The sequence below is a fragment of the Pontibacter virosus genome (assembly GCF_003096355.1).
Lineage (GTDB): Bacteria > Bacteroidota > Bacteroidia > Cytophagales > Hymenobacteraceae > Pontibacter > Pontibacter virosus.
Window position 1 is genome coordinate 226717 of record NZ_QEKI01000004.1, and the last position, 12579, is coordinate 239295.

Annotated in this window: 16 protein-coding genes; 9 read left to right on the forward strand and 7 right to left on the reverse strand. The window is 48.0% G+C overall.

Features of this window, described 5'->3' with window-relative positions; translation table 11 throughout:
• Positions 1-382: 382 nt before the first annotated feature.
• The 4 genes from yihA (at position 383) to C8E01_RS08095 (ending at position 2338) form a co-directional block, all read left to right on the forward strand.
• Entirely contained in the window at positions 383-985 is a 603-nt protein-coding gene (gene yihA / locus C8E01_RS08080; RefSeq protein ID WP_116542856.1) for a ribosome biogenesis GTP-binding protein YihA/YsxC, read from the forward strand.
• A gap of 74 nt (positions 986-1059) precedes the next feature.
• On the forward strand, positions 1060-1458 hold the full coding sequence (locus C8E01_RS08085) for an energy transducer TonB (protein WP_116542857.1): 399 nt from the start codon (positions 1060-1062) through the stop codon (positions 1456-1458).
• A 21-nt stretch (positions 1459-1479) separates the two neighbouring features.
• Positions 1480-1959, forward strand: a complete 480-nt coding sequence (locus C8E01_RS08090; protein WP_116542858.1) for a DUF5606 family protein — start codon at positions 1480-1482, stop codon at positions 1957-1959.
• Between the two features lie 70 nt (positions 1960-2029).
• Entirely contained in the window at positions 2030-2338 is a 309-nt protein-coding gene (locus C8E01_RS08095) for a hypothetical protein (RefSeq protein ID WP_116542859.1), read from the forward strand.
• On the opposite strand, the gene fbp is transcribed toward C8E01_RS08095, so the two are convergent.
• Positions 2335-3360, reverse strand: a complete 1026-nt coding sequence (gene fbp, locus C8E01_RS08100) for a class 1 fructose-bisphosphatase (protein WP_116542860.1) — start codon at positions 3358-3360, stop codon at positions 2335-2337. The two genes, C8E01_RS08095 and fbp, sit on opposite strands and share 4 nt — an antisense overlap.
• Before the next feature lie 92 nt (positions 3361-3452).
• Between fbp and C8E01_RS08105 the strand changes: the two genes are divergently transcribed.
• The 4 genes from C8E01_RS08105 to C8E01_RS08120 all read left to right on the forward strand — a co-directional run bounded on the left by C8E01_RS08105 (position 3453) and on the right by C8E01_RS08120 (position 6960).
• On the forward strand, positions 3453-4718 hold the full coding sequence (locus tag C8E01_RS08105) for an aspartate kinase (protein ID WP_116542861.1): 1266 nt from the start codon (positions 3453-3455) through the stop codon (positions 4716-4718).
• 69 nt (positions 4719-4787) lie between these two features.
• On the forward strand, positions 4788-5561 hold the full coding sequence (locus tag C8E01_RS08110) for an enoyl-CoA hydratase-related protein (RefSeq protein WP_116542862.1): 774 nt from the start codon (positions 4788-4790) through the stop codon (positions 5559-5561).
• A gap of 272 nt (positions 5562-5833) precedes the next feature.
• Positions 5834-6298: a Fur family transcriptional regulator gene (locus tag C8E01_RS08115; protein WP_116542863.1), complete on the forward strand. Its 465-nt coding sequence runs from the start codon at positions 5834-5836 to the stop codon at positions 6296-6298.
• A gap of 32 nt (positions 6299-6330) precedes the next feature.
• Positions 6331-6960, forward strand: a complete 630-nt coding sequence (locus tag C8E01_RS08120; protein ID WP_116542864.1) for a peroxiredoxin — start codon at positions 6331-6333, stop codon at positions 6958-6960.
• A 71-nt stretch (positions 6961-7031) separates the two neighbouring features.
• Here C8E01_RS08120 and C8E01_RS08125 read toward each other — a convergent pair whose 3' ends face one another.
• Positions 7032-7943, reverse strand: coding sequence for a ClpXP adapter SpxH family protein (locus C8E01_RS08125; protein WP_116542865.1), 912 nt, complete (start codon positions 7941-7943; stop codon positions 7032-7034).
• 117 nt (positions 7944-8060) lie between these two features.
• Here C8E01_RS08125 and C8E01_RS08130 point away from each other — a divergent pair, with 117 nt between their 5' ends.
• On the forward strand, positions 8061-8375 hold the full coding sequence (locus C8E01_RS08130; RefSeq protein ID WP_116542866.1) for a winged helix-turn-helix transcriptional regulator: 315 nt from the start codon (positions 8061-8063) through the stop codon (positions 8373-8375).
• A gap of 3 nt (positions 8376-8378) precedes the next feature.
• Here the strand turns inward: C8E01_RS08130 and crcB are convergent, their stop codons facing one another.
• From crcB to C8E01_RS08155, 5 genes are all read right to left on the reverse strand, one after another.
• Positions 8379-8750: a fluoride efflux transporter CrcB gene (gene crcB, locus C8E01_RS08135; protein ID WP_116542867.1), complete on the reverse strand. Its 372-nt coding sequence runs from the start codon at positions 8748-8750 to the stop codon at positions 8379-8381.
• 89 nt (positions 8751-8839) lie between these two features.
• A complete protein-coding gene (locus tag C8E01_RS08140) occupies positions 8840-9469 on the reverse strand; it encodes a haloacid dehalogenase-like hydrolase (RefSeq protein WP_116542868.1) in 630 nt (209 codons plus the stop codon).
• 377 nt (positions 9470-9846) lie between these two features.
• Complete coding sequence (locus tag C8E01_RS08145; RefSeq protein ID WP_116542869.1) at positions 9847-10473, reverse strand: class I SAM-dependent methyltransferase; 627 nt, start codon at positions 10471-10473, stop codon at positions 9847-9849.
• Positions 10470-10952, reverse strand: coding sequence for a GNAT family N-acetyltransferase (locus C8E01_RS08150; protein ID WP_116542870.1), 483 nt, complete (start codon positions 10950-10952; stop codon positions 10470-10472). Before C8E01_RS08150 ends, C8E01_RS08145 begins: the two co-directional genes overlap by 4 nt.
• A gap of 123 nt (positions 10953-11075) precedes the next feature.
• Positions 11076-12485, reverse strand: a complete 1410-nt coding sequence (locus tag C8E01_RS08155) for a leucine-rich repeat domain-containing protein (protein WP_116542871.1) — start codon at positions 12483-12485, stop codon at positions 11076-11078.
• Between the last annotated feature and the right edge of the window lie 94 nt (positions 12486-12579).

The window sequence follows — 12579 nt, forward strand, 5'->3', positions numbered from 1 at the left end:
TAATCGTGTTATTTTCATTCCTCCCCACATCCAACAACATCCCCCTTACGCTACTAACGACATAATAGATACACTAATCTCTATTTTTATATACTGTCGTCATAACACAAGTTAAGATCAGAGAGCAAATATATTAAAATATACATATAAACTATATAGGTTTCTGGATTATTTAATAAAACGTTTTTTGGATGCTGCTAAACAGATGCCCTGTATACCTGACTCACCTGGCCTAGGGCTTAATCAGAACATGTTAATTAAAATAGTAGTAATTTTGACAAATCAGCTACCTGCCTTCCATCTCAGGCACAACGCGCACCGTACATTAAAATTGCCACATCAGCAGGACATCCACCGGCCTGTGGCTTAAGCTAGCGACAGCATGGTTATCAAAGAAGCAAAATTCTTAATAAGTAATACCCGGGTTGACTTATGCCCGGAACCCAACAAACCGGAGTATGCCTTCATTGGCCGATCCAATGTGGGAAAATCCTCGCTCATCAATATGCTCACCGGGCAAAAAGGGCTTGCAAAAACATCCCAGTCACCGGGCAAAACCCAGCTCATCAACCATTTCCTGATCAACGACCAGTGGTACCTTGTCGACTTGCCGGGCTATGGATATGCCAAAGTGAGCAAGGAGTCACGGGAGCAGTGGCGCAAGATGATCAACTACTACATGCAGAAACGCGAAAACCTGACCTGCGTGTTCGTACTAATAGATTCTCGCCACGAGCCTATGCAGGTCGATCTCGACTTTATGCAACATCTGGGCGAGCTCGGCGTTCCTTTTGTGATTGTGTTCACCAAAGCTGACAAGCAGTCGGCCACTAAGACTGACTCAACCATAGCCGCTTACGCCCGTAAGATGCAGGAAACCTGGGATGAGCTTCCCCGCATGTTCAAGACCTCTGCAGAAAAAAGAACGGGCCGCGATGAAATCCTTCAATTTATAGAGGAGGTAAACGCACAAGTGCAGTTCTAACCGGCACAGGGTTTGCGGTTTAGGAAGAAGGTTGACCAGGTGTGCACCAACTTAAACTTAAATTGTTTACCCTTATGAAAAGTAAAATCTCAATTTTGTTTCTTTTATTTGCCTTTATGACCTTTGCCGCCGCTGCGCAATCAGCCGATACGGCAAAGGAGAAAGAAGTCTGGGTACCGTCAAAGTCTATACCTGTGACGGAGCACTATGCAGGCGGCCAGGAGGCGATGTACAAGTTCATCGACAAGCAGATACAGTATCCGGCACTGGCACGCAAAAACCGTGTGCAGGGCGAATGCATTATCAGCTTTACTTTGAATGAAGACGGCTCCACCTCAGGCTTCAAAGTGCTGAAAAACGCGGGCGCAGGCACGGGAGAGGAGGCTCTTCGAATTGCCAAAATGTTGAAATTCAAAGCACCCGGGCCTGGTTTTGGCATGTTAGCCAGCGTGCCCATAATGTTCAAACTATAACCAAAGTTTTTATACCTGATTATGCCTATTGATTTAAGACAAGTTTCAGCCATTGCCGGCATGAGCGGACTTTTCCGCATCGTAAAGCCTACACGCAATGGCGTAATTGTGGAGAGCCTTTCTGACAAGCCTACCCGCATGGTAGCCCAGGCGCGTCACCGCATGTCGCTGCTGGACGAGATCTCGATCTACACCAACGACGAGGAAGCAACTGTTCCGCTGGCCGAGGTGATGGATCGCATCCACCAGAAATACAATGGTGAGTTGCCTTTCGGTGAGAAGCCTTCTGACGAGGAACTGAAAAGCTTTATGTCTGACGTGCTGCCCGATTATGACGAGGACCGCGTGTATGTATCTGACATGCGCAAACTTGCCACCTGGTACAGCATCGTGAACAAGCATGTTGGCTTTACAGCAGTCGAAGAAACTGCCTCAGAAGAGAAAGCAGCGGAAGGCAAAGAAGAAAAGGCCGAATCAAAGGCAAAGAAAGCCAAGAAATAAGAACCTGCACCATAGAAAAGCCCTCCGGACAGGAGGGCTTTTTTTATCGCTATACCTTACGCTTACAGCCATGACGTACTCTCCTGCGCTAATTGCGAGCGCCGCGCACCAGTTACAGCGGGTTTTCGAATCAGAGCACCAGTTGCCTACCCAGGAAAGCGACCTGATACAGGAAGTAGCCCATATGGTACTATACCTGCTCCGCCACAACCTCAACCAGTTGCTCAATATTCTATACCGCATTGATGTGGATGAGCGCAATGTAAAACGGGCTATGCTGGCAGCCTCCGAAGAAGAGGTGGCCGAAAACATAGCCCGTTTAATTGTGGAGCGCGAGTTGCTAAAAGCGCAGATCCGCTTCCGGTATAGTCAGAACTAGTTAGCTGTAACTGCTTCTGTTTTTTTTATTTCAGCTTTTAAAAACTCCTCTACTTTGTTCACCATTTCGGAAGATCCGATGATGAGTGGTGAGCGCTGGTGCAATTCTGTTGGCTCTACCTCCATGATGCGGCCTTTGCCGTTAGAAGCCTTGCCACCCGCCTGCTCTGCAATATAAGCCAGTGAGTTGCACTCGTACAATAAACGCAACTTACCGTTAGGCGCCTTGGCTGTGGCCGGGTAAATGTATACCCCGCCCTTGATCAGGTTGCGGTGGAAGTCAGACACCAGCGAGCCGATGTAACGACCCGAGTAACCGTTCTCTTTGCAGTAGCTCAGGTAATTTTTGATGCCCTCCGGGAAGCTATTATAACCGCCCTCGTTGCAGGAGTAGATAGTGCCTGTTTTTGGCATGCACATGTTAGGGTGAGAAAGGAAGAATTCACCTAGCGATGGCTCATATGTAAAACCATTCACACCATGGCCTGTGGTGTATACCAGCATAGTGGAAGAGCCATATACCACATAGCCGGCTGCGATCTGGGCCGTACCCTTCTGCATGCAGTCTTCCATAGTTCCCTCTGAACCCGCTTCGGAAACGCGGCGGTAGATCGAGAAGATGGTACCAATCGAAACGTTCACGTCGATGTTAGAAGAGCCGTCCAGCGGGTCGATGGCCACGATGTACTTGCCTTTGAGGTTGCCTGTCTGAATGATTTCGTCTTCCTCTTCTGAGATGATGGCACACACCTCGCCTCCGTTACGAAGGGCGCGTATGAAGCGAATGTTGGCGATCACGTCGAGTTTTTGTTGTTCTTCTCCCTGCACGTTCTGCTGACCGTAAGCGCCGGTCACATCGATCAGGCCGGCACGGTTAATTTCGCGGTTCACGATCTTGGCTGCCAGGGCTATGTCGCGCAGCAACTGCGATAGTTCTCCGGTCGCAAAAGGGAAGTCCTCCTGCTTTCTCATGATAAACCTGTCAAGCGTGGTACCGACAGGAAGCGCTAGTTTGTCATTCATTATGGTGAAATTTAAATATATAGCTACAAAAATATGATATTTTGAAACATAACCGAAGGATACTTACATTTACGCAGCAATAGTCTCAATTGATGAAAGTATTTAAGTTTGGCGGCGCCTCGGTTAAAGACGCCAGTGCATTGCAAAACCTGGCTCAGGTCGTATCCGCACAGGGCGGCGAAAAAGAACTGCTACTTGTGGTGTCTGCCATGGGCAAAACGACCAATGCCCTGGAGCAGGTATACGACCTGGCATCCGCGGGTCATGATTTCAGTGACGCCCTGAATCAGAATCGTCAGTACCATTTAGCTATTGTGCATGAGCTTTTCCCGAACAGAGAACACCCTATATACGAACGCCTCGAACATCAGTTCGCACAATTGCAGCAAGTATTGCAGGGATTTAAAAGCCAGCCAGTTACAAATTACGACAAAGGCTATGACCAGGTCGTGAGCTTTGGGGAGCTATTATCTTCTGTTATAGTACATTATTTTTTGCAGGAACAAGGTATAGCCAATGCCTGGGTGGACAGCCGAAAATATATACAGACCGACAACACCTGGCGGGAAGCCCGCGTGGACTGGGCCTGGACAGAACGGGTAATCAAGCGCGATTTGCCCGACATACTGGCTCAGCAACTTATTGTGACGCAGGGCTTCCTGGGCGGCACCAACAACGGCCTCACCACCACACTAGGCCGCGAGGGCTCCGACTTCAGCGCCGCCATCTTTGCCTATTGCCTCGATGCCGAAGGACTCTACATCTGGAAGGACGTAGCCGGTCTGCTAAACGCCGACCCGAAGCGCTTTGCCCATACCGTGCGCTACCACATGCTCGATTACCAGGAGACAGTGGAAATGGCCTACTATGGTGCCTCGGTCATCCACCCCAAAACCATCAAACCACTGGCCAACAAGTCGATTCCACTCTATGTGAAGTCCTTTCTGGATCCGACGGCGGAAGGTACCAAGATCTGCGACTGCCGCTTCGAAAAGCTGAGTCCGGCCTATATTGTGAAAGACAACCAGTGCCTTATATCGTTCAGCGCCAAGGACTTTACTTTTATCAGCGAAAAAAACCTGGGCACGATCTTCAATGCCCTGTCCGAACTGCGGCTCAAGATCAACCTGATGCAGAACTCCGCCATCTCTTTTTCGATCTGCACGGATTATAATGAGCAGCGCCTTCAGAAGTTGCTGGATACTTTAAAGGACCAGTTCACGATCCACTACAACACCGGGCTGCAGCTTTTCACGATCAAGAACTACGACAACGAAAGTATACAGGAGATTACCAAAGGCAAAGAAGTGCTGCTGGAGCAGCGGACCAGAACGACCTTTCAGGTGGTGTGCCGGTGACCTCCCTCCTGCCCTTTTCCCAATTCCTGCAAAAGCCGTAACTTAGTCCGAAACAAACACGACTGAACTATGGAATTTATACTGGTTACGCCACAGGCCCGTCCGCACGTGGCCCTGATCCAACTCAACCGCCCCAAAGAACTTAATGCCCTGAATCTGCAGCTGATGGGTGAAATGCGCGACGCCTTGAAAGAGCTGGACGACAACGACGAGGTGCGTGCCATCATCATTACGGGTAACGAGCGCGCTTTCGCCGCTGGGGCCGACATTAAGCAGATGGCGGGCAAGACGGCCATCGACATGCTCAACATCGATCAGTTCTCTACCTGGGACCAGATACGCAAAACCAAAAAGCCTATTATCGCGGCTGTGTCGGGTTTTGCGCTGGGCGGTGGCTGCGAACTGGCCATGACCTGCGACATGATCGTGGCTTCTGAAACGGCGCAGTTTGGCCAGCCTGAGATTAAAATCGGGGTAATGCCAGGTGCAGGCGGCACGCAGCGCCTGACCAAAGCCATCGGAAAAGCCAAAGCCATGGAGATGGTACTAACCGGCAAATTCATGAGTGCTGACGAAGCTGAAAAACATGGTCTCATCAACCGTGTGGTGCCGGTGGAGCTATACCTGGAAGAGGCCTTTAAACTGGCAGGAGAAGTAGCCCAGATGTCTCCGGTAGCCGCCAAGCTAGCCAAAGAATCCGTTAACCGCTCTTTCGAAACCAACCTCGACGAAGGCCTGCATTTCGAGCGCAAGAACTTCTACCTCTGCTTCGCCTCCGAAGACCAAACCGAAGGGATGAATGCCTTCGTGGAAAAGCGGAAGCCGGAGTTTAAGGGACGGTAGAATAACAAATAATAAAATTTACTTTGATGTCATTTCGAACAGAGTGAGAAATCTGAACTGGTACTAGAAAACCAGATTTCTCACTCTGTTCGAAATGACATATTGCTTTATACCTGTTCCGGCACCAACTATATACCCTCCCTACTTTCCAACTTTTTTCCCACCCAAAGTTCCCCATTCACGAACAACTTTTATAGTTCGACTTTTTATTCTTAAGAAGAAGCCATACCTTTACGGAACTATTCCTAGTTAAGAATCATTCTTATCTGAGTATGCAACACCTGACCCGAGACGAAATACGACAAAGCTTAACTGAGTGTGGCCTGAAGGCGACGCATCAGCGCATTGTGGTGCTCGAAGCGGTGGCAGAGCTGCATGGGTCGCACCCTACGGCGGAGGATATTTTCCAGCGGCTACGACCGGCCAACCCGACGATTTCGCTCGGAACGGTTTACAAAACGCTGGACACCTTTACCGAAACAGGTATGCTGCGGCGGGTCGTGTCAGAGGGAGGCAGCAAGCGGTATGATTCGAATACGATGACGCACAGCCACATCTACTGCAGCAAGACCAAGGAAATTGTTGACTTCGAGGATAAAGAGTTGGAGCAGCTGCTGATCAAGTTTTTCAGTGAGCGCCAGGTAGAGAACTTCGAAATCAAGGGCTTTTCGATACAGCTGACAGGCTGTAAGGTGGAGCCCGACAAAAAGATAAGCATTACAAGAGTTTCCAAATAGATTATTTCAAAACCCAATAAAAACAAAACAAAATGGCAGTATTAGTAGGTAAAAAAGCTCCTTCTTTCAAAGCTACAGCAGTAGTGAACGGCGAATTCGTAGAAGACTTCTCTCTTGACCAGTACATCGGCAAGAAGCACGTGGTATTCTATTTTTACCCAATGGACTTCACTTTCGTTTGCCCAACCGAGATTATCGCGTTCCAGGACAGAATGGAAGAGTTCGATCGTAAGAATGTTGCCGTAGTTGGTTGCTCTACCGACACGCATTTTTCTCACTTTGCATGGTTGAACACTCAACGCAACCAAGGCGGTATCGAAGGCGTTGAGTATCCGCTTGTAGCTGACGCAGCTAAGACGATCGCTCAGAACTTCGACGTGCTGGCTGGTCACTACGACTACAACGAAGAAGGCGAGGCGATCTTTGTAGGTGAGCCGGTTGCTTACCGCGGTTTGTTCCTGATCGACAAAGAAGGCGTGGTTCGTCACCAGGTTGTAAACGATCTTCCGCTTGGCCGTTCTATCGACGAGGCGCTGCGTATGGTGGATGCCCTGCAGTATTTCGAGCAGAAAGGCGAAGTTTGCCCAGCCAACTGGTCTGAAGGCAAAGAAGCGATGAGCGCTACAAAAGAAGGTGTATCTAACTACCTTGCAAAGCACTAAGCTTTACGAAGCTTGAACAAAGAAAAGCCCCGGCCATTGCCGGGGCTTTTTGTTTTTAATTGGTTATCAGCTTAGAATCCGCTCCAGAGCGCACCATTCTTGGAAGCATACTTTCCGATCTTTCCCTCCGTGTTTAGCTCCTGCAAGTGGGCTTCTGCCTGACTGGTCTTCATTCCGGACAACACCGCAAACTCTTTGGTGGTTAGCGTGCTATACTTGCCGAACATCGAGGTATAGGTTGTGTCATACTCCTGCTTAGTAGCCTCTGGGTGCAGCTGGAGCAGCGCCTGCTCGTACTGCGCGTAAGGACGGGAGCCATATACCAGGATTCGGTTATCGTTCCCATCGGTCACAAAGATGGTTGGGAAGCCCCGCACGCCCAGCTGACGTGCCAGCGCCAGGTCCTGCTGAAACAACCCGGCGGCCTTACCCTCAAAATCAGCTTTAAGTTGTACCACATCCAGACCAGTTTGTTCGGCGGCCAGTGCCAGGTTATCCCAGCGGGCAATGTTTTTCTTCTCCAGGAAGATCATCTCCTTTATTCTTCTCAAGAACTTCACGGCTTTCTCTTCGCTCTGCAGTTGGGCCGCCTTAAAGGCGATGGAAGGTGGATAAGAAGATGGCAGCGGGTCTTCGAGCCACAAGTCGCCATCGATGGGCATTTCGTAATGCGCACCGGCTTCTTCCCAGTGCTGGGCCACGCTGGCAGGGCCATTTACATCGCGGCCGCCGTAGGCTTCCCAGCTTGGTAGCAGGCCGCCCATGCGGTACTCCACCTCAAAGTATGGGCCGTAATCCAGCGCCAGTTTCTTTAGTTGCGGATCGATGCCCCAGCAAGAGGAGCAGATTGGGTCAGTAAAGTACAGCAGCTTGATTGGTTTTTGGGCTGCAGCAATGTTGGTATCTTCTGTGCTTGCCTGTGTTCCCGGAATTTCGCAAATACCGGTCTCAATATCGCAATGCATCGTTGGTTTTGTATCCATGATCTTCTATTTTAGCGTTGAACTTTATAAAAATCAGCCTGTTAGCCAGTAGGCTTTTCTGAGTTACTTTTACAAAGGTCGGACTAAACCTTCGGAGAGTCAATTAGTCAAAAAAACATGACTACCAACAATTTACCACAGGATGAGGCAAGCTGCCCTGCCGAGGGCATACTAAAGCAGTTATCCGGAAAATGGAAGCCACAGATTTTCAGGCTGGCCTTGGACGGACCGGTGCGGTTTAATGGTTTGCTGCGCCAACTGCCAGGCTCCAACAAGCAGTCGGTGGCAACGGCACTCAAGGAATTGGAAGAGGCGGATATACTTGTCAAGACCGTGGTGCAGGAGAAGCCACTGCACATAGAGTATACCTTGTCAGAGAAAGGCCATGCAATGGTGTCGGTTTTCAGAAGTATGGAGGGATTCCTGAGCTAAGGCTTAGGCCAGTTTCACCAGCCACATACCGGCAAAGGTAGCTAGCAGCCCCAGCAGTACGCTGGCTAAAATATACAAAACTGCCTGCCCGTACTGCTCTGTCTGCAGCATGTAAACCGACTCGAGTGAGAAAGCGGAGAAAGTGGTGAACCCACCCAGTATACCTGTTGCCAGGAAAGGACGCCAGGAGGCAGCCATATCGTGTTTTGCAATCAGCGCGAAGACAAGCCCCATCAGAAAACAACCGATCACATTTACAGCAAGGGTGCCAAAGGGAAAAACAACAATAGCCCGTGTCTGGATGAAGAGCGTGAGCAGATAGCGTGCTATGCCGCCAATAAAACTACCCAAACCAATGACCAATAGTATCTTCATCTTTTGCTAGTGGGGCATCCCATGCCTGAACTGATCTTATACCTTCAAATATAGTATAATCGCCAGGTATACCCCGCAAAAAATATCTTTTAGGATGCGGTATAGGGAACCAACTCCCCGTCATCTTTTACCAGCCAGGCCTTTTCAGCGTGGTCTAGTATGTCTTCTTTTGCGTCTGAAAAAGCTTCCACGATCTTGTAGGGCTTGCCTTTGAAATGCTTGTCGAGGCGCTTTATCTTTTCTTCGTCTTTGCAGGCCTTTCCTTCCACGATGTAAGTTTCGCCGTTGTACCTGGTCGCCGTCCCGAAAGCGGCATCGATCGGGTATAGCTCGAAAAGTGGCTTTACGTATACCTCCAGCGCTCCTGTGGCGCAGATCACCTGCACCCCCTCCTGCCTATACCTGTCCAACTTGGCCTTGACCTCCTTGTTAAACTCCCCGGGAAACTCCTCTTTCCAGAACTCGCGGGCATATTTTTCTACCTGCTCAGGCGGAATGTTGTCGAGGTAGTTGAAGAAGTTTTCCTTAAACTCGGTCATCCGGATCTGGTTCATTTTGAGGAGCGCCTTGTAGTAGAGCATCTGGAAGTAATAACCCAGTTTATGAGGTTTCTTCTTGCTGATAAACTTGAAGAACTCCTCTTTGGAGCTTTTGGTATAGAAAGTGCCGTTCAGGTCGAACACCACTACTTTTATTTCGTCTTGCTTATTTTCCGTCATGCGAAAGTGCGTTTATACCTGCCGAAGCAGGTATGGAGTTTACGGAAAACAAGTGGATTGGGCTGATGAAAGCAGGAAGAGAACAGGTATGGGATGACTTACTAGGTATACGCAACCCAAAACCTCTATTAAGGGCAGGGTCGTTTTTTCTAACTTCTTTGTCATTCTGTAAGAATCTTGGTCGCAAGTAGTATAGGCTTAACCTCCCTCCGACCAAGTTTCTTACAGAATGACAGTGGATTTTGAGCCTATTTGCCTAGAATGACGTGCCTTTGCCCTCAAGGGGAGAATTTGCTATAACGAAACGACCCAATCCCTGAGGTAGTACATAATTCGCAGCATTCACTTTTTCAGAAGAGCAATAGGACAGGGCAAGGCTATACCTTCTGCAAAAGCAAAGTCAAAATCCGGGGTATACTTGCTCTGTCGTGGTCGTCGAAAAACTCGTTCAGATCGACCAGTTTCAAGCCGTGGGATTTGGCCGCCTGCACAAATTCGGATATGTGGTGGGTATAGCATTCGACTTCCTGCCGTCCTTCGTCCGTTTCGAAGCGGGCTTTGGTGCCTGTGTATTGCTTGAAAGGGTGCAATTCGCCGATGTAAACGTATCCCCCGGGTTTCAGGGCTGCTGCCGTCTGTTCAAAAATAAAATCTAACTGTGAGATGTGCTCCAATACCAGGCTGAAGGTAACGAGGTCGTATACCTGTGTGGCGAAGTTCCAGGGTTTGGTAATATCGGCTTGCTGGAAGGCTACTTTGTTCGAGTTTACTTTCTTTCGGGCACGTCCCAGCATGGCCGCAGATAAGTCCACTGCTGTGACGTGCATCGCCCTGCGCACCAGCCATTCTGTGTTTTTACCGGTGCCACAACCTATTTCCAGGCAGGTCTCGAAAGGTATACCGGCCAGCGTCGTGCGCAAGGCCACGGCTTCCAGGTCGCGGGTTCTGTTCTTGTTGGTGTCGTACTGTGCGGCCCAACTATTATAGGCTTCCTCTACGGTCATAGGTCTTTCAGCATCCAGATGTTGCAGGCGTAGTGACCTGAATTGCCCATCGCATGTGGTATGGGTCTGAAGCCTGCTTTCTCATACATCGATACGGCTTTGGCCAGTTCGGGGAACGACTCCAGGTATAGCTGTGTATAGCCCAACTCCCGGGCCGCCGCTATACTTTGCTGCATCAGTTGGTTGCCAATTCCCTTCCCTCTGGCTTCGGCGGCAAGGTAAAACTTCACCAGTTCTGCGCAGCCAGTGGGGAGGCCTTCGGTTGGGTATACGCCGCAGCCTCCTATAATGGTGCCATCTTCTTCGGCCACAAAGTAGGCACTGGCAGGCTGCCGAAACAGCTCGTACAAAGCATCGGTGGTCGGGTCGGTATACACCGTGCCGGGCTTGTCGATCTTAAACTCCCGGAAAACCTTTCGGATTAGGGTTGCCAGTGGCTCGTTGTCGGAGGGTTGTATGGGGCGGATGGTGAGGGGCATGGTATAGGGTATGGTTTGTCAAACTCGGCATGAGCATTTCTGAGAGTTATCTGAATAAGTATGGCTACTGTCAGCTTATCTTTTTTGAGGTTTCCGCCTGTCATTCAGCAAGTCTAGTTCATTTTATCGTTCTAAAATATCTAACTTTTCACTCCTTGTCTGGTAACTGATACTACAGTTTGGGAGCCATCTTTTTAAATTTTCTTTATCTGCTTGCGTGAGATAATCGTCGTCAATTCGCATAGTTTTCAACTGAGTTAACTCGGCAATCCTAGGTGAAATATATTTAATTGGATTATCCCAAATTTCAAGCTTCTCTAGATTCTTTAAGTCAGAAATATTTTCTGGGATGCTATCTATTTCGTTATCGAAGATTAAGAGCTCTTTTAAGTTTCCAAGGTACTTCGTTTCCGATGAAATGCGGTTAACTTTATTGGTATATAGATAAAGCATTTCCAGCTTATTAAGCCTTTTGTCAATGAATGAAAAGTCAGTAAACTGATTATTATTTAATGATAACCATGTCAAATTAGGGATAGTTTTTAATTGGTCGGGAAATGTTGTCAACTCATTACGTGCAATATCAAAATGCACTAAGCTGTCAAGTTGAGATAAGTCGCAGCTAATCTCTTTGATTCTGGTTTCTGCAAATGAGATACTTTTAAGTCTTTTTAGTCGTGTAAGGTTACAAGGAAATTCACTGATAGGATTTACTGCCATTATTAAGTCTTCGAGCGTACCTATTTCGAAAATTTGTTCCGGAATTTCATTGAAGCCGTTTCCTGTTAGTATGGCTTTATAAATGCTTAGGCTTCCAAGCCCGTCGGGCAGGGAATTCAAGCCTTTACTTTGAAGCCATAAATACTTCCCTTTGTTGTCCGCTACTATAGGTGAATATTCACTCTTATAAACACTTTTCTTTGTGTTTGAGGAGATTTCGTTACACATTGAAGTCATTACTTCCTTCACAGTTGTGCTCTCTTCCCCTTTGACATAAAAAAGCCAGCTCTTTATTTTACTGTCATTAACAATACAGTCCATTTCAAAATTCGGGTCCCAGTCAATATTCAGATAATCAACTTCTGAATTGTCGGTAAATGCAAAGCGAATTGTGCTCGGAATATCTTCTACTTTGGTTGACGTTATTAAAATTCCGTCGTTAGGTAATTTTATGGTCTTCTTCCAGTATTTAGTCTTGGGTAGTTCCGGATACCCTTCAATCCCAAAAATAATTCCTGCCTGCCCTTTAAAGTTCTTTTGAAAAACAATGTAGTTGTGTTCCTGCCAGTTCATGTAGGTCACAAAGGCCAAACCCAAATAGGCAATGGTTAATATCGTTTGCGTTGCGCTGTAAGCCCTTCTATTCCTTATAAATTTGAGCGTTAGATAATCAAAAAGGTATAAAAGCAGTCCTATACCAATAAGGTAAATACCAACAAAGAAGAAGTAACTAAAAGTTAGCACTCCTAACACTCCGAGAATGACTGTTAGAAGTCCTGTGATTTTTAGTGCTGAGTTTACTATTCGCTTCACTGTCGGATTTTAAAATGCTCTACAATGTACTCGTGTATATTGTGTGAAAGGCGTAGCTGAGGTACAGACTATAAATTGAATTTATCCCCGTGGT

Excerpts from the sequence above, each read along its gene's own strand:
- yihA (WP_116542856.1), top strand. The coding sequence starts at position 383 with ATGGTTATCAAAGAAGCAAAATTCTTAATAAGTAATACCCGGGTTGAC.
- C8E01_RS08085 (WP_116542857.1), top strand. The coding sequence starts at position 1,060 with ATGAAAAGTAAAATCTCAATTTTGTTTCTTTTATTTGCCTTTATGACC.
- C8E01_RS08090 (WP_116542858.1), top strand. The coding sequence starts at position 1,480 with ATGCCTATTGATTTAAGACAAGTTTCAGCCATTGCCGGCATGAGCGGA.
- C8E01_RS08095 (WP_116542859.1), top strand. The coding sequence starts at position 2,030 with ATGACGTACTCTCCTGCGCTAATTGCGAGCGCCGCGCACCAGTTACAG.
- fbp (WP_116542860.1), bottom strand. The coding sequence starts at position 3,360 with ATGAATGACAAACTAGCGCTTCCTGTCGGTACCACGCTTGACAGGTTT.
- C8E01_RS08105 (WP_116542861.1), top strand. The coding sequence starts at position 3,453 with ATGAAAGTATTTAAGTTTGGCGGCGCCTCGGTTAAAGACGCCAGTGCA.
- C8E01_RS08110 (WP_116542862.1), top strand. The coding sequence starts at position 4,788 with ATGGAATTTATACTGGTTACGCCACAGGCCCGTCCGCACGTGGCCCTG.
- C8E01_RS08115 (WP_116542863.1), top strand. The coding sequence starts at position 5,834 with ATGCAACACCTGACCCGAGACGAAATACGACAAAGCTTAACTGAGTGT.
- C8E01_RS08120 (WP_116542864.1), top strand. The coding sequence starts at position 6,331 with ATGGCAGTATTAGTAGGTAAAAAAGCTCCTTCTTTCAAAGCTACAGCA.
- C8E01_RS08125 (WP_116542865.1), bottom strand. The coding sequence starts at position 7,943 with ATGGATACAAAACCAACGATGCATTGCGATATTGAGACCGGTATTTGC.
- C8E01_RS08130 (WP_116542866.1), top strand. The coding sequence starts at position 8,061 with ATGACTACCAACAATTTACCACAGGATGAGGCAAGCTGCCCTGCCGAG.
- crcB (WP_116542867.1), bottom strand. The coding sequence starts at position 8,750 with ATGAAGATACTATTGGTCATTGGTTTGGGTAGTTTTATTGGCGGCATA.
- C8E01_RS08140 (WP_116542868.1), bottom strand. The coding sequence starts at position 9,469 with ATGACGGAAAATAAGCAAGACGAAATAAAAGTAGTGGTGTTCGACCTG.
- C8E01_RS08145 (WP_116542869.1), bottom strand. The coding sequence starts at position 10,473 with ATGACCGTAGAGGAAGCCTATAATAGTTGGGCCGCACAGTACGACACC.
- C8E01_RS08150 (WP_116542870.1), bottom strand. The coding sequence starts at position 10,952 with ATGCCCCTCACCATCCGCCCCATACAACCCTCCGACAACGAGCCACTG.